This is a genomic window from Marinobacter sp. 1_MG-2023 (genome assembly GCF_030549045.1).
Classification (GTDB): domain Bacteria; phylum Pseudomonadota; class Gammaproteobacteria; order Pseudomonadales; family Oleiphilaceae; genus Marinobacter.
Map to the genome: position 1 here is coordinate 36,031 of NZ_JAUOST010000001.1, position 21,649 is coordinate 57,679.

General features: G+C 55.6%; 19 protein-coding genes. 11 read left to right on the forward strand and 8 right to left on the reverse strand.

The window, feature by feature from the left end; all coding sequences use genetic code 11:
• Window positions 1–28: 28 nt before the first annotated feature.
• From Q4606_RS00210 to ahpC, 3 genes are all read left to right on the forward strand, one after another.
• Window positions 29–523: a TRAP transporter small permease gene (locus tag Q4606_RS00210; RefSeq protein WP_303595031.1), complete on the forward strand. Its 495-nt coding sequence runs from the start codon at window positions 29–31 to the stop codon at window positions 521–523.
• Window positions 513–1,817, forward strand: coding sequence for a TRAP transporter large permease (locus tag Q4606_RS00215; protein WP_303595029.1), 1,305 nt, complete (start codon window positions 513–515; stop codon window positions 1,815–1,817). The genes Q4606_RS00210 and Q4606_RS00215 overlap by 11 nt, the downstream gene beginning before the upstream one ends.
• Window positions 1,818–2,019: 202 nt before the next feature.
• Entirely contained in the window at window positions 2,020–2,583 is a 564-nt protein-coding gene (gene ahpC, locus Q4606_RS00220) for an alkyl hydroperoxide reductase subunit C (protein ID WP_303595028.1), read from the forward strand.
• Window positions 2,584–2,689: 106 nt separating this feature from the next.
• On the opposite strand, the gene Q4606_RS00225 is transcribed toward ahpC, so the two are convergent.
• A complete protein-coding gene (locus Q4606_RS00225) occupies window positions 2,690–5,533 on the reverse strand; it encodes a cation-translocating P-type ATPase (protein ID WP_303606329.1) in 2,844 nt (947 codons plus the stop codon).
• 76 nt (window positions 5,534–5,609) lie between these two features.
• A complete protein-coding gene (locus Q4606_RS00230) occupies window positions 5,610–6,341 on the reverse strand; it encodes a DUF3581 domain-containing protein (protein WP_303595025.1) in 732 nt (243 codons plus the stop codon).
• 255 nt (window positions 6,342–6,596) lie between these two features.
• Here Q4606_RS00230 and ahpF point away from each other — a divergent pair, with 255 nt between their 5' ends.
• Window positions 6,597–8,162, forward strand: coding sequence for an alkyl hydroperoxide reductase subunit F (gene ahpF / locus Q4606_RS00235; RefSeq protein ID WP_303595024.1), 1,566 nt, complete (start codon window positions 6,597–6,599; stop codon window positions 8,160–8,162).
• A 91-nt stretch (window positions 8,163–8,253) separates the two neighbouring features.
• Here ahpF and Q4606_RS00240 read toward each other — a convergent pair whose 3' ends face one another.
• The 3 genes from Q4606_RS00240 to Q4606_RS00250 all read right to left on the reverse strand — a co-directional run bounded on the left by Q4606_RS00240 (window position 8,254) and on the right by Q4606_RS00250 (window position 11,400).
• Window positions 8,254–8,922, reverse strand: coding sequence for a transglutaminase family protein (locus Q4606_RS00240; protein ID WP_303595023.1), 669 nt, complete (start codon window positions 8,920–8,922; stop codon window positions 8,254–8,256).
• A 109-nt stretch (window positions 8,923–9,031) separates the two neighbouring features.
• Window positions 9,032–9,766 (reverse strand): RNA methyltransferase, encoded by a 735-nt coding sequence (locus tag Q4606_RS00245; protein WP_303606330.1) that lies wholly within the window; start codon window positions 9,764–9,766, stop codon window positions 9,032–9,034.
• A complete protein-coding gene (locus tag Q4606_RS00250) occupies window positions 9,763–11,400 on the reverse strand; it encodes an NAD(P)/FAD-dependent oxidoreductase (RefSeq protein WP_303595020.1) in 1,638 nt (545 codons plus the stop codon). The genes Q4606_RS00245 and Q4606_RS00250 overlap by 4 nt, the downstream gene beginning before the upstream one ends.
• Before the next feature lie 171 nt (window positions 11,401–11,571).
• Here Q4606_RS00250 and rlmE point away from each other — a divergent pair, with 171 nt between their 5' ends.
• Window positions 11,572–12,192, forward strand: coding sequence for a 23S rRNA (uridine(2552)-2'-O)-methyltransferase RlmE (gene rlmE, locus Q4606_RS00255; protein WP_303595019.1), 621 nt, complete (start codon window positions 11,572–11,574; stop codon window positions 12,190–12,192).
• 76 nt (window positions 12,193–12,268) lie between these two features.
• On the opposite strand, the gene Q4606_RS00260 is transcribed toward rlmE, so the two are convergent.
• The 3 genes from Q4606_RS00260 to Q4606_RS00270 all read right to left on the reverse strand — a co-directional run bounded on the left by Q4606_RS00260 (window position 12,269) and on the right by Q4606_RS00270 (window position 15,199).
• On the reverse strand, window positions 12,269–13,426 hold the full coding sequence (locus Q4606_RS00260; RefSeq protein ID WP_303606331.1) for an iron-containing alcohol dehydrogenase: 1,158 nt from the start codon (window positions 13,424–13,426) through the stop codon (window positions 12,269–12,271).
• Between the two features lie 104 nt (window positions 13,427–13,530).
• Window positions 13,531–14,112 (reverse strand): TetR/AcrR family transcriptional regulator, encoded by a 582-nt coding sequence (locus Q4606_RS00265; RefSeq protein WP_303606332.1) that lies wholly within the window; start codon window positions 14,110–14,112, stop codon window positions 13,531–13,533.
• Between the two features lie 55 nt (window positions 14,113–14,167).
• Window positions 14,168–15,199 carry a histone deacetylase family protein gene (locus Q4606_RS00270; protein ID WP_303606333.1) on the reverse strand — a complete coding sequence of 344 codons (1,032 nt, stop codon included), beginning with the start codon at window positions 15,197–15,199 and terminating at the stop codon, window positions 14,168–14,170.
• A gap of 170 nt (window positions 15,200–15,369) precedes the next feature.
• Here Q4606_RS00270 and Q4606_RS00275 point away from each other — a divergent pair, with 170 nt between their 5' ends.
• The 6 genes from Q4606_RS00275 to Q4606_RS00300 all read left to right on the forward strand — a co-directional run bounded on the left by Q4606_RS00275 (window position 15,370) and on the right by Q4606_RS00300 (window position 21,539).
• The gene (locus tag Q4606_RS00275; protein ID WP_303595012.1) at window positions 15,370–15,660 is read left to right on the forward strand and encodes a ferritin-like domain-containing protein; all 291 of its coding nucleotides are present in this window, start codon (window positions 15,370–15,372) and stop codon (window positions 15,658–15,660) included.
• A gap of 15 nt (window positions 15,661–15,675) precedes the next feature.
• A complete protein-coding gene (locus tag Q4606_RS00280) occupies window positions 15,676–16,377 on the forward strand; it encodes an SGNH/GDSL hydrolase family protein (RefSeq protein WP_303595011.1) in 702 nt (233 codons plus the stop codon).
• 109 nt (window positions 16,378–16,486) lie between these two features.
• Window positions 16,487–18,013: an NAD(P)/FAD-dependent oxidoreductase gene (locus tag Q4606_RS00285; protein ID WP_303606334.1), complete on the forward strand. Its 1,527-nt coding sequence runs from the start codon at window positions 16,487–16,489 to the stop codon at window positions 18,011–18,013.
• A gap of 80 nt (window positions 18,014–18,093) precedes the next feature.
• A complete protein-coding gene (locus tag Q4606_RS00290) occupies window positions 18,094–18,549 on the forward strand; it encodes a DUF302 domain-containing protein (protein ID WP_303606335.1) in 456 nt (151 codons plus the stop codon).
• A gap of 104 nt (window positions 18,550–18,653) precedes the next feature.
• The gene (locus Q4606_RS00295) at window positions 18,654–19,958 is read left to right on the forward strand and encodes a hypothetical protein (protein WP_303595005.1); all 1,305 of its coding nucleotides are present in this window, start codon (window positions 18,654–18,656) and stop codon (window positions 19,956–19,958) included.
• A 249-nt stretch (window positions 19,959–20,207) separates the two neighbouring features.
• A complete protein-coding gene (locus tag Q4606_RS00300; RefSeq protein ID WP_303595003.1) occupies window positions 20,208–21,539 on the forward strand; it encodes a DEAD/DEAH box helicase in 1,332 nt (443 codons plus the stop codon).
• Window positions 21,540–21,649 lie beyond the last annotated feature (110 nt).

The following is a 21,649-nucleotide window of genomic DNA, read 5'->3' on the forward strand; positions in this document are numbered from 1 at the left end:
TGGGTGCTTATTCTGAAACGGAGTATTCATGCCCTCCCGTCCCCCGAAGTTCCGGCCGGAAGCCTGGCTGGCATCCCTGGCCTTGATCGCAATCTGTGTCATCAGCCTGGGCAACGTGATTGTCCGCTACACCACAGATGCCTCTTTTGCCTTCACCGAAGAGTTTTCGGTGTTTCTTCTGGTGCTGCTTACGTTCGCTGGCGCAGCCGTGGCCGCTCGCAACAATCAGCACATCCGTATTGAGCTGATTGAGCATTATTTGCCGTCCGCTGTGCTGAAGGGCCTGTTTGTCGTGCAATGGCTGGTGGGTGTGTCGGTTATGGGGGTAACCACCTGGTATGGCGCTATCTTTGCGATGCAGGAATACGACTGGGAGTCTCTGTCCCCCGGGTTAGGACTGCCAAACTGGATTTACGTGATCTGGCTGCCGCTGATGTCGGCGGCGATTATTATCCGGATGACCCAGAACTTCATCGACCGCCTGCGTGGCAAGAAAGACGCGGAGGTTATCCATGAGTCCTGATCTGTTGATGATCGGCAGCTTTCTTCTGGCCTTGCTGTTGGGCGTTCCCGTTGCCATTGCGCTGGGTTTTGGTGGGCTGGTGGGGATCGTCTCCGGTTTGTCACCCGACATGCTCGCCACCTTTGGCACCAATACCTACAACAGCGTGTCGAAGTATCCGCTTATCGCGATACCACTTTTCATTCTTACCGGTCTTATTTTCGAGCGTGCCGGTGTCGCGGCCAGCCTGGTGCGCTTTGCCCAGGCCATCATCGGCCCCCGCCACGGTAGCCTTACCGTTGTTGCGGTGCTGGTGTGTCTGATCATGGGTGGAATGAGCGGCTCAGGGCCGGCAGATGCGGCCGCAGTGGCCATGGTGATGCTGCCCAGTATGCGCAAGGCTGGTTATCCGCAGCCCTTTTCTGCTGCGCTGATTGCGGCTTCGTCGTCTACGGCTATTCTGATTCCGCCCTCGATTGCGTTGATTCTCTATTCCATTGTGGTGCCTGGCGTTGATTTGCGAGCGTTGTTTGCCGCCGGGTTGTTCCCCGGGATTCTTGCCGGCCTTTCACTGCTGGTGCCGGCGCTTTACCTTGCTCGCAAGTTCGGCTGGGAGAACCCGGAAACCTCCGAGCGACCGCCCTTGTGGCCCAGTTTCAAGGCCGCACTGCCTGCATTGTTTGCCCCGATTATCATTCTGGGTGGGCTTAGGTCCGGCCTGTTCACGCCTACGGAAGCTGCCGTTGTTGCGGTGGCCTACGGCATCATTGTGGGCTGTGTGGTATACCGGAATCTGAGTTTACGCAGCCTGTTTGATCTGATGACAGACGCGGCGGTGACCTCTGGCGTAGTCATGCTGATTATTGCTCTGGCGGGTATTTTTGCCTGGGCAGGAACCACTCTGGGTACCTTCCAGCATCTGGCAGATGCCTTGCTGTCTCTTTCAGATAACGGCTGGGTGTTGCTGGGTCTGGTAATGTTGCTGGTGCTGATTGCCGGCATGTTGCTGGATGCGGTATCGATTTACCTGATTCTCATCCCCATCGTGCTCCCCTTGATGAACCACTTTGGCTGGAACCCGGTATGGTTCGGTATCTTGCTGGCGATGAACATTGCTATCGGGCAGTTTACGCCGCCAGTGGCAGTGAACCTGATGGTTACAACACGTATTGCAAATATTCGCCTGGAGCATACAGTTGGGTGGGCGTTGGTGTTTATTGCCGCTATGAGCATAAGCCTGCTTCTGGTAGCGCTGATTCCGGGCATTGCGCTGTGGCTACCTGAGCAGCTCGGCTATGTGGTTGGCCCCTGGTAAGCCAGGCGCAAAAGCTGGCATCAGGTTGCCTTGTAGTCAGATTTTGCTGAATTGACGGTAGCAAAGGTGAAACATGTTCGTGATAATCATTGATAGCCTGCAGCTATAGAATGATTGGGTATTACCAATTTTCTTTAAGTGTTCAGGGTCGTTACAGTAAGCACCATAAATTAACCAATAGGCAAACCAAGGAGTTTATTTGATGGGCATTATCAACTCTGAAATCAAACCGTTTAACGCAACCGCCTTCAAACAGGGCGAGTTCGTAGAAATTTCCGAAGCAGACGTTAAAGGCAAGTGGGGGATCTTTTTCTTCTACCCAGCTGATTTCACCTTCGTTTGCCCCACTGAGCTGGGCGACGTAGCGGATCACTACGAAGAGCTGCAGAAGATGGGCGTTGAAGTATTCTCTGTATCTACAGACACTCACTTCACCCACAAAGCATGGCACGACAGCTCCGAGACCATCGGCAAGATTCAGTACTACATGGTTGGCGACCAGACCGGCACCATCTCCAATAACTTTGGTGTGATGCGTGAAGGCCAGGGTCTTGCAGACCGTGCTACCTTCCTGATCGATCCGGATGGCGTTATCCAGGCGATGGAAATCACTGCGGAAGGCATTGGCCGTGATGCAGACGATCTGATGCGTAAAGTGAAAGCCGCTCAGTATGTACGCAACCATCCTGGCGAAGTTTGCCCGGCCAAGTGGAAGGAAGGCGAAGCTACCCTGTCTCCTTCACTGGATCTGGTTGGCAAGATCTAAGGTTCTCTTAAACAGGGAATCAATCGGAACAGGCTCGTTACACGGGCCTGCTTCTGCCAGAAAACCCCGGGCTACCGGGGTTTTTTGCGTTCAGGTTCATGGCAAATTAGCGGCTGCCCGCTGCGGTTGGGCCACTCTCTTTTTCTTGCAGGCGGATAACCATTTTGCTTAGCTCCCGAAGCCATAAGACCGAACTGGCGACCGCTGCACAAAACAGCCAGTCCTCAAGGCTCAGACTGACGGTGGAAAAAGGCTTTTGCAGGAAAGGCAGGTAGACCACCGCCATTTGCAACAACAGTGATCCGCCCACAGCAGCCCAAAGCCAGAGATTGGAGAACAGACCGCTGAAAGCGCTTTGTTCGTCAGATCGCGAAATGAACACGGTAAACATCGAGAATAAAACCAGGGTAGTAAAGGCCATGGTCTGGCCATAGGCAAGGCTGCCTGTACCAGCTATCAGGCCACCTGGCATGGAAGCATCAAGTACGAGAAGCGTGCCGGTTGCGGTAATAATACCGACGAAAACAATGCCGGCCCACATGTCGCGCGTCAGTATGCCTTCTCCCCTGGGCCTTGGTGGCTTGGTCATTGCCGCCCCATCGCCTGGATCCAGCCCGAGCGCCAAAGCCGGCGCGCCATCGCTGACCATGTTGATCCAGAGGATCTGGGTTGCCAGCAGAGGCAGAGCCAGGCCAGCACCGTTTGCGGTCAGCCCGATTACATCGGCCAGAAGCACACCAAAGAACATGGTTAGTACTTCGCCGATGTTGGACGACAACAGGTAGCGCAGGAACTTTCGGATGTTGGCGAAGATTGTCCGGCCTTCCTCCACGGCAGCAACAATGGTGGCAAAGTTGTCGTCTGCCAGAATAATGTCCGAGGCCTTGCGGGAAACATCTGTGCCGTTAATACCCATGGCTATACCAATGTCTGCCGTTCTCAGGGCGGGAGCATCGTTCACTCCGTCGCCGGTCATGGCGACTATGTTCTTATCATTTTGCAGGGCTTTGACGATGCGTAGCTTATGCTCCGGGTTAACCCGGGCGTAAACGGAGACGTCCTGCACGGTCTGATACAAAGCTTCGTCCGTCATGCCGTCAATTTCTGCCCCGGTGATGGCTCGGCCATCTGTGCAGATGCCCAGCTCCGCCCCTATAACAGCGGCTGTAACCGGGTGATCGCCGGTAATCATGACGGGCCGGATACCAGCGCTTCGGGCCTGGGCAACAGCCTGTTTGGCTTCTTCACGGGGCGGATCAATCATGCCAATCAGGCCGACGAATATCAGATCCTGCTCGAGATCGTCGTCGATATTATCGGCTTCAAAGCCATCCTCCGGCAGGTAGCGGGCGGCAACACCGAGTGTACGCAGTGCTTCGCCGGCCAGTTGTTCGTTGGCTTGCAGGATCTCGGAACGACGTTCCTCGGTTAACGGGCGGCTAGTGTCTCCCAAGCGCTCCCGGTCACAGCGGCCCAGAAGAACATCCGGCGCGCCCTTGGTGAATACCTGAATGTGCCCTTTGTGTTGGCGGTCGGTATGAAGCGTGGACATCATTTTCCGTTCGGATGAGAAAGGTACCTCACCAACACGCTCATATCGGGCATCCAGGATCGCCTCCGTCAGTCCGATTTTTCTGGCAGCAACCAGAAGAGCGCCTTCGGTGGGGTCACCCTGCACGGTCCACTGGCCGTCGTCTTCTTGCAAAACCGCGTTGGTGGCGCGGTCACCGACGGTGAGCGCCCGTTCCAGCTCCATTCGCAACGGCTCGCTGACAGCAACTGAACCGCTACTGGGCAGTGTCGTATGCACGCTAACCTCGCCCGCTGGCTCGTATCCCGTGCCGCCCAGGGTAACCCGCCCACTGGCTGTAACGATCGCTTTCACGGTCATTTCGTTGCGGGTCAGGGTGCCAGTCTTGTCGGAGGCGATCACATTGGCTGCGCCAAGAGTCTCTACGGCTGCCAGGTGGCGCACAATGGCGTTACGGCGTGCCATGCGCTGGACCCCGAGGGCCAGGACAGCGGTGACTATAGCTGGCAGGCCTTCGGGTACAGCAGCCACTGCCAGGGCGACGCCAAGAATCAGAACATCGAACAGGGCGGAAAAGCCGGTGACGTGATCCACCAGAATAATGGTGAGGATTATCACCACCGCAATCATGATGACCACCAGCCCCAGCATTCTGCCAACTCGGGCAAGATCCTGCTGCAGTGGCGTGGTCTCTGGAGGTGCCTGCTCCAGCATACCGGCAATCTGGCCTATCTGAGACTGCATGCCGGTTGCGGTTACTATCGCCGTTCCGCGGCCATAGGTAACCGTAGTGCCGCTGAAAATCATGTTCTGGCGATCACCTATAGGGGCGTCGTCGATGATGGTTTCCGGGTCTTTGGATTCAGGAAGGCTTTCGCCGGTCAGTGTTGCTTCTGAGGTTTGCAGAGACACAGATTGAATGAGCCGGCTGTCGGCGGGAATCGTATCGCCTTCTTCTACCAGGATAATATCACCGGCTACAAGCCTGGCTGCCGGGATACTCTGCTGTTGCCCGTCCCGTATCACCCGGGCCTGGGCGGCAGACATCTGCTGTAATTCCGCAACGGCCTGTTCCGCACGCGCCTGCTGGATATAACCCATAGCGGCGTTAAAAAGCACAATGGCCAGTATCGCAATGGCTTCGTAGGGAAGAGGTGAGTCCCGCTCTATCAGCCACAGCGCCGAGGAGATGGCAGCGGCGAGCAGGAGCAGAATAACCAGCGTGTCGGAGAATTGGGCGAGCAGCTTGCGCCAGCCGGGGACTGGTCTGGAAGCGCTAAGCTCGTTCGGGCCATCACGCTCCAGGCGTTGATCGGCTTCATCACCATCAAGGCCGTTTTGTCCGTTGCTACCCAAAGCCGAGATGACGGCATCGGAAGAAAGTCTATAAGGCGCTAACGGCGATTGTTCGCTGGTCATGGCTATTCGTCCTTGTGACTGCGAAGTTCATAAGGATCATTGTAGCCATGAACCAGCTCTGAAAAGACGATCTGTATCAGGAACTGGCTGTATCGACACCGTACCGGGAGCCGCGTGCCTTAAGGCGATAGAATTCTTCGATCACCTCTGCCATGGCATCCGGGCAGTAGGGTCGCAGTCCGCCCAGTACCAGATGTTTCGTCACTTCGCCCACGGGTTTGCCATCAGAGATCAACCGGTAATCAAGGGTGACATTGCCACGCTTGCCATTTGCTTCCAGGTCGGCATTGTGCAGTTCCAACTCCGGTGACGCTGCGTCCAGGCTGTCCAGAGTGAGACTCATGCTGGCGTACATCACCATGGGGCGATCCGGGTTGAACATCACATTCTTTGATTCCATAAGTGGCTTCAGAGTGTGTGGGAAGTTCTTGCCGGAGGCCGCCACATAGCAGCGAATAAACTCTTCGATCACTTGTCTGTCCCGGGTTACCTCGCCGCTACGGGTTACTTCCAGGTAGACCTTGCCGTTCTGATCGCACACTTCGATGGTTTCGTCATCGCTTTCCCGGAACTCCAGAGGGACGCCGTCACCCAGCAGTGCACGGAACTGGAAGGTCATGTGTCGTGAAAGCCCGAAGCGTGCGACGACCACGGCAAAAAGAAGGTCTCCGGGAACGCAGAAACGGCGTGCGTCCGGATCGTGAATCGGGTTGAAATCCCCGGCCACTTCTTTTGCGAACAGACTGGCCTGAGATGCGGAAATGTGTACGCATCCGTTCTGGGTTGAGTGATAACGATCTGGAAACATGTGCTGCTTATCCTGAGTGCAAAGGGTGACGTTGCGACGCCTGGTAACATGGTACCGGGGTAAGGCTTGGATGGGTATTCGCTATTCGTAACCGCATCAAAGTAATAATAGCAACTGCCTATCAATTGGTTTGCATCAATTAATTTGAGCTTTTTTAAGCCACTCCGTATCTTTGGAATATATCTTAATCACAGATCATTTTGATTTTACGGATTCTGGCGGTCAGCCTAAAGAACTCAAGAGGGGAATCGTTACATGTTGGATGCCAATATCAAGCAACAATTGAAGGCTTATATGGAAAAGCTGCAGCAGCCGATTGAGCTGGTGGCAGCCTATGATGATAGCGATAAGTCCCAGGAGCTGAAGCAGCTTCTGGAAGAAATCGAGCCGATGTCCGAGAAAATCAGCCTGCGCACGGAAGCTTCGAACGATGTGCGTCGCCCTTCCTTCGCGATAAACCGCATTGGCAGCGATATGGGCGTTCGCTTCGCCGGCATTCCGATGGGGCACGAGTTTACTTCTCTGGTTCTCGCGTTGCTGCAAGTCGGTGGGCACCCTTCCAAGGCGTCGCAGGAAGTGATCGAACAAATCCAGCAATTGGACGGTGACTTCGAGTTTGAGACCTATTTTTCCCTGTCGTGTCAGAATTGCCCGGATGTGGTTCAGGCGCTGAACCTGATGAGTGTTTTGAACCCGGGTGTGCGTCACACGGCCATTGATGGTGCTTTGTTCCAGGATGAAGTGGAAAAGCGCGAAGTTATGGCCGTACCGAGCGTTTACCTGAATGGAGAACCCTGGGGCCAGGGCCGCATGACGCTGGAAGAGATCGTTTCCAGGCTGGACACCAAGTCTGAGGAAAAAGAAGCCGAGAAGATCAACCAGAAAGACACCTTCGAGGTTCTGGTGATTGGTGGCGGGCCGGCTGGCTCAGCAGCAGCGATCTACGCAGCGCGTAAAGGTATCTCTACCGGTATTGCCGCCGATCGTTTCGGTGGACAGGTAGCCGACACCATGGGTATCGAGAACCTGATTTCTGTGCCTTATACCGAAGGCCCGAAACTGGTTGCCGCCATGGAGCAGCACGTTAAAGAATATGACGTCGATATCATGAACATGCAGCATGCCGAGAAGCTGATTCCGGCTGCCAAGCGTGGAATGCCACACGAGGTCCGTCTGGCTAATGGTGCGTCGCTCAAGGCCCGCACGATTGTGCTGTCCACCGGTGCGCGCTGGCGCCCGCTGGGTGTTCCGGGAGAGGATGAATACCGTAACAAAGGTGTGGCCTATTGCCCTCACTGTGACGGCCCGCTGTTCAAGGGTAAACACGTTGCGGTGATCGGTGGTGGTAACTCCGGTGTGGAAGCTGCCATCGACCTGGCCGGTATCGTTGGTCATGTCACATTGATCGAGTTTGGTGCTGAAATGCGCGCAGACGATGTGCTGCAGAAAAAGCTGCGCAGTCTCAACAATGTGGACATTATTACCTCTGGTCAGACCACGGAAGTGGTTGGCGAGAACGGCAGAGTGAGCGGCCTGAACTACACAGACCGCAACACCGGTGAAAACCACCATGTGGCTTTGGAAGGCGTGTTCGTCCAGATCGGCCTGGTACCCAACACCGAGTGGCTGAAAGGCGATATCGAGTTGAGCCAGCACGGAGAGATCATCATTAACGATCGTAACGAGACATCGATTCCTGGTGTCTTTGCGGCCGGTGATGCGACAACCGTGCCCTACAAACAGATTGTGATTTCCATGGGGGAGGGCTCGAAAGCTGCGTTGAGTGCTTTTGACTTCCTGATTCGCAATTCTGTGGAATAAGGTAATTGGCAGGAGGGGTGGGAGCCTGATCCAGTTCCCGGCTCTGGTTCGTAAACGGCACTCCCACAGCAGGCGAGTGCCGTTTTGCGTTTCAGCGCCCGGATATATCTTGCGCCAGACTTCCATCGACTATTTCTGGTGCACCTTCTTCTGAAAACAGGTGACCGTAAGCCTCTTTTATTCCGGACAAAATGAAGTTGTGGGGAACGTCGTCGAAAAGACCGTGATCGTTCACGTATTCCATATGTGCTTCACCGGCCTCGGTGTACTCCTGGAAAATGGAGTCGTTGACGCCATCAAACTCCAGTGGCTCTACGTTCATCAATTCACAAAGCTGTTTGTTAAACGCCGGCGTTGCTTTCACCCAGCGCCCGTTGAGATATAGCTCGATAAACCCGTGCATGCGGAAGATGTCTGAACGCAGCCATTCGATCAGTTTCGGGCTTGAGAGATGATTGCGCACATCGGCAAGGCCCAGGCGGCTGGGTATGCCGATGGACCTTGCTGCTGCGCCCAGCAATACCGCCTTGGGAATGCAGTAGCTTTCGCCGGTTTTGAGAGCATAGCTGGCGCTGAAGGTTTCGGGTTCGGGGCGGAAAATGTAGGGGTTGTAGCTCACGCTGTCCCGGGCTGCCAGATACAGGGCCTTTGCCTGTTCTACCTTATCTTCAGGTACGCCCTCCAGTCGGGCCGCAATCCAGGCCTTCAGTTCAGGCTGGTTGTAGTCAAAAAACTCAGTGGGCTGGAGGTATCGATCCATAATCAGGCATCCGGTTCAGGGCATCAGGCTTTGATAGTCGCCAATTAGCAAGCTACAGGCAATGGCGATAACGGCCAGGATTATTGCCAATATAGACCACCGCTACCGGTCAGCTGTCCCGGGCAAGCTCATAGGCACACATGTTGACTGCGGAAGCCAGATTCAGGGATTCGATTTCGCCTTTGCCTGAAATGGTGTAGGGCGTTGCTGCCAGCTGAGCCAGTACTTCCTGTGGTACGCCTCGGGCTTCGTTGCCAAACAGATAGCAATCGTGTGTGCTGAAGGGCTCCGATGTCAGTTTGTCGCCGTTCAGATCGAGGCAGGCGATAGAATGGTAGCGGTTGCTCAGGCTATCCAGTGGGACGTCAGTTTCCACCGGTACGTGAAATATGGCACCCATGCTGGCGCGCACTACTTTCGGATTGTAGGGGTCGACGCTGCCGGGGCTCAGAAGGCAGCGAAATCCGCCAAACCAGGCCAAAGTGCGTAAAATTGTCCCCAGGTTTCCAGGATCCTGTACTTCGTGCAGGTAAACCGCTTTTTCGCCGGGGTCCGCTGCAGGCTCGAGGCCTTTCTCCGGCATGGGCACCACGGCAAGAATCCCTTGAGGCGTGCGGGTATCGGCAAGCTGGGCCATCTGGCGATCATTAACCTGGTGGGTTTTGAATGGACTTGCCCAATGTTCAAACACGCCGGTTACATAAAGCTCGGAAGCGTTCAGCCGGGGCTGGCGGGCTGCTGCTTTCTGGAGTTCCAGCACCAGATGCTCGCCTTCGACCAGATAGTGGCCCAGTGCCTGACGGTATTTTTTCTGATGCAGTTTTTTTATGTCATCCAGCTTCACGATTCGCTTCCGCTGTTGGTGGCCAGATCTTCCAGCATGGCCAGAGCCAGAGCTTCGGCAACCTTGATGCCATCCACGCCAGCCGAGAGAATACCGCCTGCATAGCCTGCGCCTTCGCCTGCCGGGTATAGCCCCCGGGTATTCAGGCTCTGCAGGCTGGTGCGATCCCGGGTGATGCGCACGGGGGAGGAGGTGCGGGTTTCTATGCCGGTCAGAATGGCGTCTTTGCGGTCGAAGCCCCGGATCTGCTTGCCGAAAGCCGGCAGCGCCTCGCGAATGGCGTCGATGGCGTAGGGCGGCAGCGAAGGTGCAAGATCGCCCAGCTTGATACCCGGTTTGTAGGAAGGCTCGACTTCGCCCAGTTCGCTGGAGGGTTTGCGTTTGATGAAATCGCCCACCAGCTGCGCGGGCGCGCAATAATCACTGCCGCCAAGCGTATAGGCCTTTGACTCCAGAGCTTCCTGCATATCCACGCCGGCCAGAGGGCCTCCGGGAAAGTCTTCTTCCGGATGAATAGCCACCACAATGCCGGCATTGGCGTTGCGCTCATTGCGCGAATACTGGCTCATACCGTTGGTGACGACCCGGCCGGGTTCCGAGGTTGCAGCGACTACGGTTCCCCCAGGACACATGCAAAAACTGTAAACCGCGCGCCCGTTGCTGGCGTGATACACCAGTTTATAGTCCGCAGCTCCCAGCGCGGGATGACCGGCGTATTTGCCCAGGCGAGCGTTGTCGATGAGCGATTGTGGGTGCTCGATGCGAAAGCCGATGGCAAAGGGCTTGGCTTCAATAAACACGTCATTGCGTTGCAGCATTCGAAAGACATCGCGCGCGCTGTGACCGACAGACAAAATCACATATCGGCTGTGCAGTTGTTCCCCGGTGTCCAGCTCTACGCCCTCAATGCGGCCGTTGTCGATGAGCAAGTCAGTGACTTTGCTTTCAAAACGAATCTCGCCGCCCAGGCGGATAATTTCCTCGCGCATGGTGGACACCACACCCGTCAGCCGGAAGGTTCCTATATGGGGCTTGCTGACGTACAGGATCTCTTCCGGTGCACCGGCCCGGATAAACTCGTGCATCACCTTGCGACCAAAGAATTTCGGATCCTTGATCTGGCTGTAAAGCTTGCCGTCCGAGAACAGGCCAGCACCGCCTTCACCAAACTGGACGTTGGATTCCGGTGAAAGCTGCTTTTTCCGCCACAGGGCCCAGGTGTCTTTGGTACGGCTGCGCACGTTCTTCCCGCGCTCCAGTACAATCGGGCGGAACCCCATCTGGGCCAGAATCAGGGCTGCAAACAGCCCACAGGGGCCGAAGCCGATCACGATCGGGCGCTCGGTGAGGCCGGCGGGCGCCTGTGCAACGGGATAATAGGCGGTATCCGGCGCCAGCCGCACGTGCTGGTCTTTTTCAAAGCGGGCCAGAATGGCCTCTTCATTCCGGGCGTTAAGATCAACAATGTAAACGAACTTGATCTCGGAATTTTTCTTGCGGGCGTCGTAACTGCGCTTGAAGACGGTGAAATCCGCCAGATCGGCGTCGTCGATGCCCAGCCGTTCGAGGATTGCGGCTCGCAGGGCGCTTTCGGGGTGGTCCAGTGGCAGCGCCAGTTCGGTAAGGCGGATCATAGTAGGTCCTGCCCGGATCTCGCCGTCGGTGACGGGTTAATAGCCGGTGATAAAAGAATCGGAAAATGTTGCGGCAATTGTACGTGCGCCCGGCCCGGATGTCAGGATTTTGCCGCAGGCGGATGGGACACGTAGAATGGTGTGTCCGCTTTCCCCTTTTGATGAGTCCCTATGGCCCGATCCAAAAGCAGTAACCGCTGGCTTGAAGAGCACGTGAACGACCCCTTCGTAAAACAGGCGCAGGTGGACGGCTATCGCTCGCGGGCCAGTTACAAGCTTCTTGAAATCAACAAGAAGGATCGGCTGATTGCTCCCAATATGGTGGTGATGGATCTTGGCTCCGCGCCGGGTGGCTGGTCGCAAGTGGCCGTCAATCTGGTCGGCCACAAGGGCAGGCTGCTGGCCTCTGACATATTGCCTATGGACGCCATTGCCGGGGTGGAATTCATTCAGGGCGACTTCACTGAAGACTCGGTATTTGAAGAGATCATGACCAAACTGGGAGACAGCCCGGTGGATGTGGTGATTTCGGATATGGCGCCGAACATAAGCGGGGTAACGGTGGCCGACCAGGCATCTTCCATGTATCTGGTGGAGTTGGCATTGGATATGGCCTGTCAGGTGCTCAAGCCCAAAGGCAGTTTCGTCGCCAAGGTGTTTCAGGGTGAAGGCTATGAAGAATTCCTGAAAGCCGCCAGGGCGGTGTTCGATAAGGTGGTGGTGCGCAAGCCGGATTCGTCCCGCGCCCGCTCCCGGGAAGTCTATGTGGTTGGCAAGGGCTTCAAGGGCTGACCCCCCTCCCCATCGGATATGCAAAAAAAGGGGCACCTGCAATCACAGCAGGGCCCCGCAAAAGGACTCGTTTATCTTACAGGCTTGCCTGAAGTACTCGGCGACATACATCAGGCGTGATATCACCGTGTTCACCAAGTGCCACCATGCCGTGGCTTTCCAGGCTTTCAATTAGCGACTCAATGTCGCTTTCGCCCAGATCGTAATCGCTGAGGCGGGTTTTCACACCGAGTGATTCAAAGAAGTTACGGGTTTTGGCAATGGCGGCTTCTGCCCTCTCTTCGGGAGTGCCATCCCGGATATCCCAGACGCGTTCACCGTACTGGACCAGTTTGTCGAGCTTCTCAGCCTTGCGTTCACGTAGCATTGAGGGCAATACAATCGCCAGTGTTTGGGCGTGATCAAGATTGTGCAGGGCGGTCAGCTCATGCCCCAGCATGTGGGTGGACCAGTCCTGCGGGACGCCGCTGCCGATCAGGCCGTTCAAGGCCAGCGTGGCTGTCCACATCAGACTGGCACGGATCTCGTAGTTCTCGGGGTCAACCAGTGCCTGTTTGCCGATTTCGGTCAATGTCAGTAGCAGCCCTTCTGCGAAGCGATCCTGAACCGGAGCCTGGGCTGGATAGGTCAGGTATTGCTCCACCACATGGACGAAGGCATCGACAACCCCATTACCTACCTGGCGTAACGGCAGAGTGTAGGTTTTAGTAGGGTCGAGTACTGAGAACTGCGGGAACACCAGGTCACTGTGGAACGGCAGCTTTGCTTTCAGTGACTTGCGAGTGACTACTGCGCCTTTGTTCATCTCGGAACCGGTGGCCGGCAAAGTGAGTACAGAGCCGAAGGGCAGAGCGCGTTTAATGTTGTTACCGCCTTGCAGCAGAATATCCCACTCGTCGCCCTCGAAAACGGCCGCCGCGGCCACAAATTTGGTGCCGTCGATAACGGATCCGCCGCCTACAGCAAGCAGAAAGTCGACGTTTTGCTCTCGCACCTGGGCAACTGCTTTCATCAGGGTTTCGAAGCTCGGGTTTGGTTCAATGCCGCCAAACTCTGAAACCTGGCGGTTGCCAAGGGATGATTTCACTTCAGCCAGGGTGCCGGTACGGCGGGCGCTCTCTCCGCCGAAGAGCACCAGCACTTTGGCGTCTTGGGGCACGAGCTTATCAAGCTCGGCAATTTTACCTTCTCCAAAAGCGATGCGGGTCGGGTTGTAAAAATCAAAGTTGTTCATTCTCAATCCTCATAGTGGGTCTGGGATACGAAAGGAATAGACCGGTCGACTAGTTTTGATGTAAAAAAATAAGGCCTGTTGGCCATTTGCTTGTAGAGGCTTTCCTAACCTGAAAGTAATTCCTGAGTTAAGACCATCGCATACGTCATGTGCTGATTGTCTCGATGGAGCTTGGTCAGCAGGCTGGCGCCTAACCATAGCTGGTAGAGACTGGCGGCCAGTTGTCGGGAATCCTGGTCGGGCAACGACCCTTCGGCTATTGCGGCATCAATGCACTCGGCGATATTGCTGATGATGTTGCCGGTGCCATCCCGCAGTGTGAGGCGCATAGCCTCAGATAGATCGGCGACTTCGGCACTGAGTTTGACCACCAGGCAATCCTTGAGTCCTTCTGGGCCGCAGTATTGGTGTTGCCAATCAACCCAATAACTCATAAGTCGATCCAGCGCCGGTTCGGGGCCGTCGTTGAAACGCACCGCAAGGTTTTGCATATAACCGTCGAAATAATCTTCCAGCACTGCCTGGCCGAAGCTTTCTTTCGACTTGAAGTAGTGATAGAAGGAACCTTTCGGCACACCTGCCTGTTGAAGAATAGTACTCAATCCAACCGAACTGAAACCCCGTGCAGCAAGGATTTCGCGGCCGGTGTCCAGCAGGTGTTGGCAGGTATTGTGGTGTTTATCCATGGCAGAAGGATAAAGCCTACTAGACCGGTCGTCTAGTAGTTGTTAACCCCTATGTTCATTTCCAGTTCTCGAAGCCTTGCATCACGTTCACTGCATTAACGCCGATGGCGTCCACGTCGTAACCGCCTTCCATGGTGAATACGGTGGGTAGCCCTAACTGCTCAATGCGCTTGCCCAGCGACAGGTAATCCGCCGATTTCAGTTTAAAGAATGAGATCGGGTCGTCTTCAAACGTATCTACCCCCAGGGCAATAACCAGAGCGTCCGGCTTGAATGCTGCAATGCGTTCGCAGGCGGTTTCCAGACCCTTGCTCCAGGCGCCATAGGGCGTTCCCGGAGGGTAAACGATATTCAGGTTATAGCCTTCACCTTCTCCCTCACCGGCTTCATCCTCGAAACCGAGGAAGTGGGGGAATACCAGGTCCGGATCGCCGTGCAGGCTGATTGTCAGCACATCGCTGCGGCCATAGAAGATGGCCTGGGTACCGTTGCCATGGTGGAAGTCCACATCGAGAATGGCAACACGTTCGCAACCCTGATCCCGAAAGGCCTGGGCTGTAATGGCTGCGTTGTTGAAGAAACAGTAGCCACCGAACAGGTCGGCATGGGCGTGGTGGCCAGGCGGTCGGCACAGGGCGAAAACGGCCCGCTCACCATTGGCGACCAGCTTCTGAGCCGTCAGTGCGACGTTGGCAGAAGCGCGGGCCGCTTCCCATGTACCGTCGGAAATGGAGGTCTCGGCGGCAAAGCTGTAGTAGCCGAGACGGCCGTCAATGTCTTTGGGTACCCGTGGCCGCATGCCCCGGCCACACCAGACGGCGGGGATGGCTTCTCCCGGTTTGCCTTCCGCTACCCAGTCCGTCCAGCAGTGCTCAAGAAATTCCACGTAATCCGCTGTGTGCACGCGTTTGACCGGCTCGAGGCCAAACTCTTCCGGCCCTAGTACGTCACCGAGCATTTGCGCTTTTACGCGTGCAAGGATGGTCTCTGCCCGGGACGGTTTTTCGTGGGGTTGAATCAATATGCCGCCATCCAGTTCAGTTTTGACTGAGCGGAGGCTATGCAGTGGTGAGAAGACGGTTTTCATCAAGAATTTATCCCGGTCAGCTTGTCTTAAGACTTTGCCACAGCCCTTGATACGGCTCAAATGAAACCATGGTGTTTAAGCGCTGGATTTTCGGCTATTGTCAGACAGTGTTGTTGTGTTAAAAAATGTCTTGTGCACCTGTATAAAACCAAATGTAGAGGGACCAGATTATGTCGAGCGATAGTTATCACGAGCCAGTTGGTGAACTGACGGATGAAACCCGCGAAATGCACCGCGCCGTGGTTTCCCTGATGGAGGAGTTTGAGGCGGTTGATTGGTACAACCAGCGGGTGGATGCCTGCAAGGATGCCGAGTTGAAAGCGATTCTTGAGCACAACCGTGACGAGGAAAAAGAACATGCGGCTATGGTGCTCGAGTGGATCCGTCGTAAGGATCCGGTGATGGACAAGCACTTGCGGGAGTTTCTGTTTACAGAAGGGCCGATTGGCCACCACGACTGACCGGGTACATACGTCATGCTTTACCCTTTGTCGACGCTCGCGCTGGCGCCGGTTCTTATTGGCCAGGGGCGGCATGTACGCAGAGTAACGCCGCGCTTGCCAGAGCCTGAGGGCGAGCGCCAGGGCGTTGCTGGTAAAGGGCCGGAGCTTCGGCTGCTTATCCTTGGGGATTCAGCTGCCGCCGGTGTGGGCGTGAGCAACCAGCAGGACGCACTGGTGGGGCAGTTGGTCAGAAACCTGGCCAGTGATCATCGCGTGATCTGGAGTGTGCTGGCGGAAACAGGTCGTAAAGCAGTCGATGTTCTGGAGGCAGTCAAAGCTTCAGCGGAAGATCGCTACGATGTAGTGCTCGTCTCGGTTGGTGTAAACGACGTTACCGGCCGCACCAGCACACAGCAGTGGCTTTCGGCTCTGAACGAGCTTTCGGACTGCCTGCTACACGATCTGGGTGCCACCCGAGTTCTGTTCACCGCTATTCCTCCCATGCATCTGTTCCCGTCCTTACCTCAGCCCTTACGCTGGTATCTGGGTATGCGGGCCAGGCAGTTGAACGGACTGATGGAAAGTATCTGCAGCCGTCGCAGTAACCTTGAATACCTTTGTGTTTCCTTTCCTTTCGAGCCCGGGTTTATGGCTTCGGATGGCTTCCACCCTGGCCTGGATGCTTACCGGCTATGGGCAGAGCATTCTGCCACTAGTATCCGAAAACTGGCCTAAACCGCAGCAACCTGCGACCGTGCGGGCCAATTTTTCATGGTACCCCGTTGCGTTATCTTGATTTCCAGTGCGTTGCCAGAATAACGACAATGGAATCGAGAGGCCGGTTATGAGCGAACAGCATTTTGATGTATTGATTATTGGTGCCGGGGTGTCCGGTATCGGTATGGCCTGCCATCTGAAGCGGGAATGCCCGGGCAAGTCCTTCGCCATTCTGGAACGGCGCCAGACGCTCGGCGGGACCTGGGACCTCTTCCGCTATCCGGGCATACGTTCAGATTCCGACATGTTCACATTTGGCTACAACTTCCGCCCCTGGACCGGCGGCAAGGTGCTGGCGGATGGCGCTTCCATTAAACAGTATGTGGCTGAAACAGCCAAAGAGTATGACGTTGAGCGGCACATCCGGTATGGCCGGGCGGTGCAAACTGCAGATTGGTCCAGTGTGGATAAATGCTGGAAACTGATTGCTTTGAATGAAGCGAGCGGCAAGCCTGAAACCTACACCGCCAGCTTTCTGATTGGATGTACCGGCTACTATAACTATGATCAGGGTTATAAGCCGGATTTCCCCGGAGAGGCGGATTTTACAGGCGTTATTGTGCACCCTCAGCACTGGCCGGAAGACCTGAATTACGAGGGCAAAAAAGTCGTGGTTATTGGCAGCGGGGCGACGGCGATTACCCTGGTGCCCACTCTGGCCGAAGAAGCCGGCCACGTGACCATGCTGCAGCGCTCACCGACCTACCTGGTGCCCATGCCGTCCACAGATAAGATAACGCTCGCGTTGCAAAGGGTGCTGTCTCCCAAGGCCGCCTACCGACTGACCCGGGCCCGAAACATCTCCATGTCCCGTTTTTTATATCAACGCTCCCGTAAAAGCCCGGCAACTATGCGCCGCCTGTTTCTGGGCATTATCAAGCGGCAGGTTGGCGATAAAGCCGATATGCGCCACTTCACGCCAGACTACAACCCCTGGGATCAGCGCTTATGCGTGGTGAAAGACGGCGACCTGTTCAAGGCGTTGAAAACGGGCAGGGCGTCTATCGCAACCGATCACATCCAGCGCTTCACTAAAAATGGCATTCAACTGGAATCCGGCGCGCACCTGGACGCAGACATCATTATTCCGGCCACGGGCCTGGATATTCAGATGCTTGGGGGCGTAAAGCCACGGGTGGACGGCCAGGAAGTGATTCTGAAAGATAAAGTTGTCTACAAGAATGTGATGGTAGAAGGGGTGCCCAATGCGGGTATGATTTTCGGGTACACCAATATTTCCTGGACCCTGAAAGCGGATATCGCGAGTGAATATCTTTGCCGCCTGATTAACCACATGGACCGGCGAGGCAGGCGTGTGGCACTTGCCAGAGATACCGGCAACAGTCTCGGTAAAGACACCGTGTTGGGCTCTCTGGATGCAGGCTACATAAAGCGGGCTCAGGATCGGCTTCCACGCCAGGGCACTCACGGCCCCTGGAAGTCTTCCCAGAACTATCTGGCAGATGTAAAAATCCTGCGGTTTGAACCCATTGAAGACGGATATATCGAGTTTGATGGCGAGAAGACCAGAGCCCAGGAGTACAAGCCTCGAGGTTTTCTGCGACCCTTGCGCTCGGCGCTGTTTGGCAGCTAGGTAAAATCATTTGCCCGGCTTCTTGGAGAGGCATGAATGGTCTAGTATGGGCCTTGTCATTCATAAAGAGGAAGCGCTTGATGAATATGTTCAGGATCGTCGTATTACCCCTTCTTTTAGTGCTGTGTGCGAGTGCAGCCCATGCTGCAGACGGCCTGATTGTGGTCAAAAGCAATCACAGCGTAGCGGCCACCGCTGACAAACTTGAAGCGGCTCTGAGCGACAATGGTATGAAAATCATGAACCGGATCAATCATGCCGCTGGTGCCGAGTCTGTGGGTTTGGAGTTGCGACCGACTGAGGTGGTGATTTTTGGCAACCCGAAAGTGGGTTCACCACTCATGCAGTGCGCCCAGAGTGTGGCAGTCGATTTGCCCCAGAAAGCGTTAATATGGGAAGACGAGAGTGGGCAAGTCTGGCTCGGTTATAACGACCCCGAGTACCTGAAAGCCAGGCACGCTATTGAGGGCTGCGACGCAGTGCTGGAAAAAGTGAGTGGCGCTCTGTCGAATTTTGCCGGCGCCGCAACCCGCTGAGAGCTAAAGCCATAAGGAAGCTAAGGGTATCCCCATAATTGCGGATACCCGATAAGGCACCGGGCCCCTAAAATGCCCGGCTTTGACGCTCGGGACATGCACTCTTGCTGCTGATACGCTCTGCTCTTGCTTATATTGCCCTTGTGGCTGCTGTTTTCGTACTGTTTCCCGGTATGGCGGGCCTGGGTGCCGGAGCAGTCAGCCTTGCGGTGATTCTGGGTTGGCGAGACATGCGAAGGGTGCCCAGGGCTGTTTTCCTGGTGGCAGTGCTGGCACTGGTGTTTGCGTTAGGGCGTGACCCGGGCCTGATTGGCGCTGCGGCGGGGAATATGAGCCGCTTGGCGGGGCTCGTACTGGCGGTGATGCTCTTGTCGTCCGTACTTGGTCGTACCCGTGATTTACAGCAGATTTCCTCCAGCCTGTTTGGAGGTAATTCATCCGTTCGCTACCTGAGCCTGTCGTTCGGTACCTCTCTTGTTTCCGTACCTCTGAATTTTGGATCTGTGGCCGTCGTCGGTAGCCTGGTGGGTGAGCGTGTGCGCAGCAGTGGTGATTCGCCAGCTACCCGTAACGCAACCCGTGCGGTGTTACGAGGCTTTGGTGTCTCGCCTACGTTTTCTCCGCTATCGATCTCTGTTGTACTCACGCTCACGCTGTTGCCGGGGCTGGGCAGTCTTGATCTGTTGTTGTTCACCGTCCCGTTTTCTGCCGCTATCGTTTTATGTGGTCTGATCTGGCGCGAGCCGGAAAGCGCGCAACAAATGGATGCCCCTACGGGCAAGGCTGGTCTGGCGCCGTGGTTACGATTCGGGGCGCTCATTTTGGCCATCTGTGCGGGTGTGTTCCTGCTTAGCCAGCGTTATCAACTCAGCTATGCCCATGCGGTGACCCTCAGTTGTTTAGCCGCGGTTCTTGGCGCAAGGATTCTGGCCTGGAGTCGCAACACGAACCCGCCGCTGGTCAATATGTCTAACGTCAGTAACGAGCTGGCGATTGTGGGTGGGTCTGCATTTATTGGCTCGGTGATCAGCGGTGCTGTGCTGGGGCAGATAAGTGGTGACCCGAATGTGCCGGCCTGGCTTTGGCCTGTCATAGCAGCCTGCGTTCCCTGGGTGTTCTTTGCGGCCGGTCTGGCCGGTATTAATCCGATTGTGATAGGCACCCTCGCGGGCGGTATTCTAGGCGCTATCTGGCCTGGCGATGCACTGATCGGCCTGGGTATTGGCATGGTAACAGGCTGGGGGATAACCGCCTTTGGAACCCCCTTTGCTGCCAATGCTCTTATTATGGAGCGCCTGACAGGCTATAGAGCCATGGATGCTTCATTCCGCTGGAACCTCCGCTTGTCTCTTGTGGGGCTGACGGCTGCGAGCCTTCTTGCTGCGGTTGTTACTGTCGTTAGGGTGTAGGCAGTGATAATCCCCTATGGCTAATTCTACAGGCCTCTGTTAAGGTTCTCCGCATCCTGCCTCTAGGGATTCCGCACTTTCGGGCTTTAAGCCTTCTTGCGAACTATCCATACGACCTGTCAGAGGACGTCACCCCGATTGCCGGCGCGTGACTGTAGTCGTCTTTTATTCCATGAATCTTCATGGCATCTGCCCGCATTCGCCGAAAACGGTGTTCGTGGAGGCAGAACAATCAAGAGTTAATCTTATATGAGTTTTTCTTCACTCGGTCTTTCCGAGCAACTGGTTCGTGCAACGGCTGACCAGGGCTATGAAACCCCATCCCCCATTCAGCTTCAGGCTATTCCCGCCGTACTTTCCGGTAAGGATGTTATGGCTGCAGCCCAGACGGGAACAGGTAAAACAGCTGGTTTTACATTGCCACTACTGCAGCGCCTGGCTGAGAAGCCCCGCACGGGCAAGGGGCCTCGCGTGCTTATTCTGGCGCCCACACGGGAGCTGGCTGCGCAGGTTCACGACAGCGTAAATCTTTACAGCAAGTATGTTCCCACCAAGGCCGCAGTGGTTTTTGGTGGCGTAAAAATCAACCCGCAGATGATGAAGCTGCGCAAAGGCCTGGACGTACTGGTTGCAACTCCTGGTCGCCTGATGGACCTGTATCAGCAGAATGCTGTGAAGTTCAACGAAGTGGAAATCCTGGTGCTGGACGAAGCCGATCGCATGCTGGACATGGGCTTTATCCGCGACATTAAAAAGATCCTGGCACTGCTGCCGGCCAAGCGTCAGAACCTTTTGTTCTCAGCGACTTTCTCTGGCGAAATTCGCGCTTTGGCACAAGGCCTTCTGAACAACCCGGTACAAATCGATGTGGCGGTAAGGAACACCACTGCCGAGACGGTAAAGCAGTCGGTTTACGCAGTGGATCAGAGCCAGAAAACCGCTCTGCTAAGCAAGCTGGTGCGTGATAACAGCTGGGAACAGGTGCTGGTATTTACCCGCACTAAACACGGTGCTAACCGCCTGACCCAGAAGCTGGAAAAAGACGGCATTACTGCAGCAGCCATTCATGGCAACAAGTCTCAAGGGGCGCGTACCCGTGCTTTGGCTAACTTTAAAGCCGGAGAAGTGCGTGTGCTGGTGGCCACCGATATCGCAGCCCGTGGGCTTGATATCAAGCAGTTGCCGCAAGTAGTTAACTTTGAATTGCCCAACGTGCCGGAAGACTACGTACACCGCATTGGTCGGACCGGACGGGCAGGTGAAAGTGGCCACGCGTTGTCGTTGGTTAGTGCTGATGAACTGAAGATGTTGGTTGGCATTGAAAAGCTGATCAAGAAGCAGTTGCCCCGCAAGGAAATGGAAGGTTTCGAGCCGAAGAATCACGTGGCCATGAAACCCAAAGCCAAGGCGGATCCGAGCAAGGCGCGCAATCGAAGCGGCGGTAATGGCGGTGGAAACGGTCGCCCGGGTGGCAAGCCCCGCAGCTTTGGTGACAAGCCTGGCGGACGTAGTGGTGGCCGCAGCCAGAGTGGCAATGGCCAGCGTGGGCGTTCAGGTCAGCGCCAGACTCAGGGTGCCTGAAGCCTTCTGGCTATGCAGGTAACTGATTAAACAATGCGGAGCTTCGGCTCCGCATTGTTGTTTGTGGTGTCTGACTTTCTTGCTGCAGATGCACTAGTATCCAGAATTCA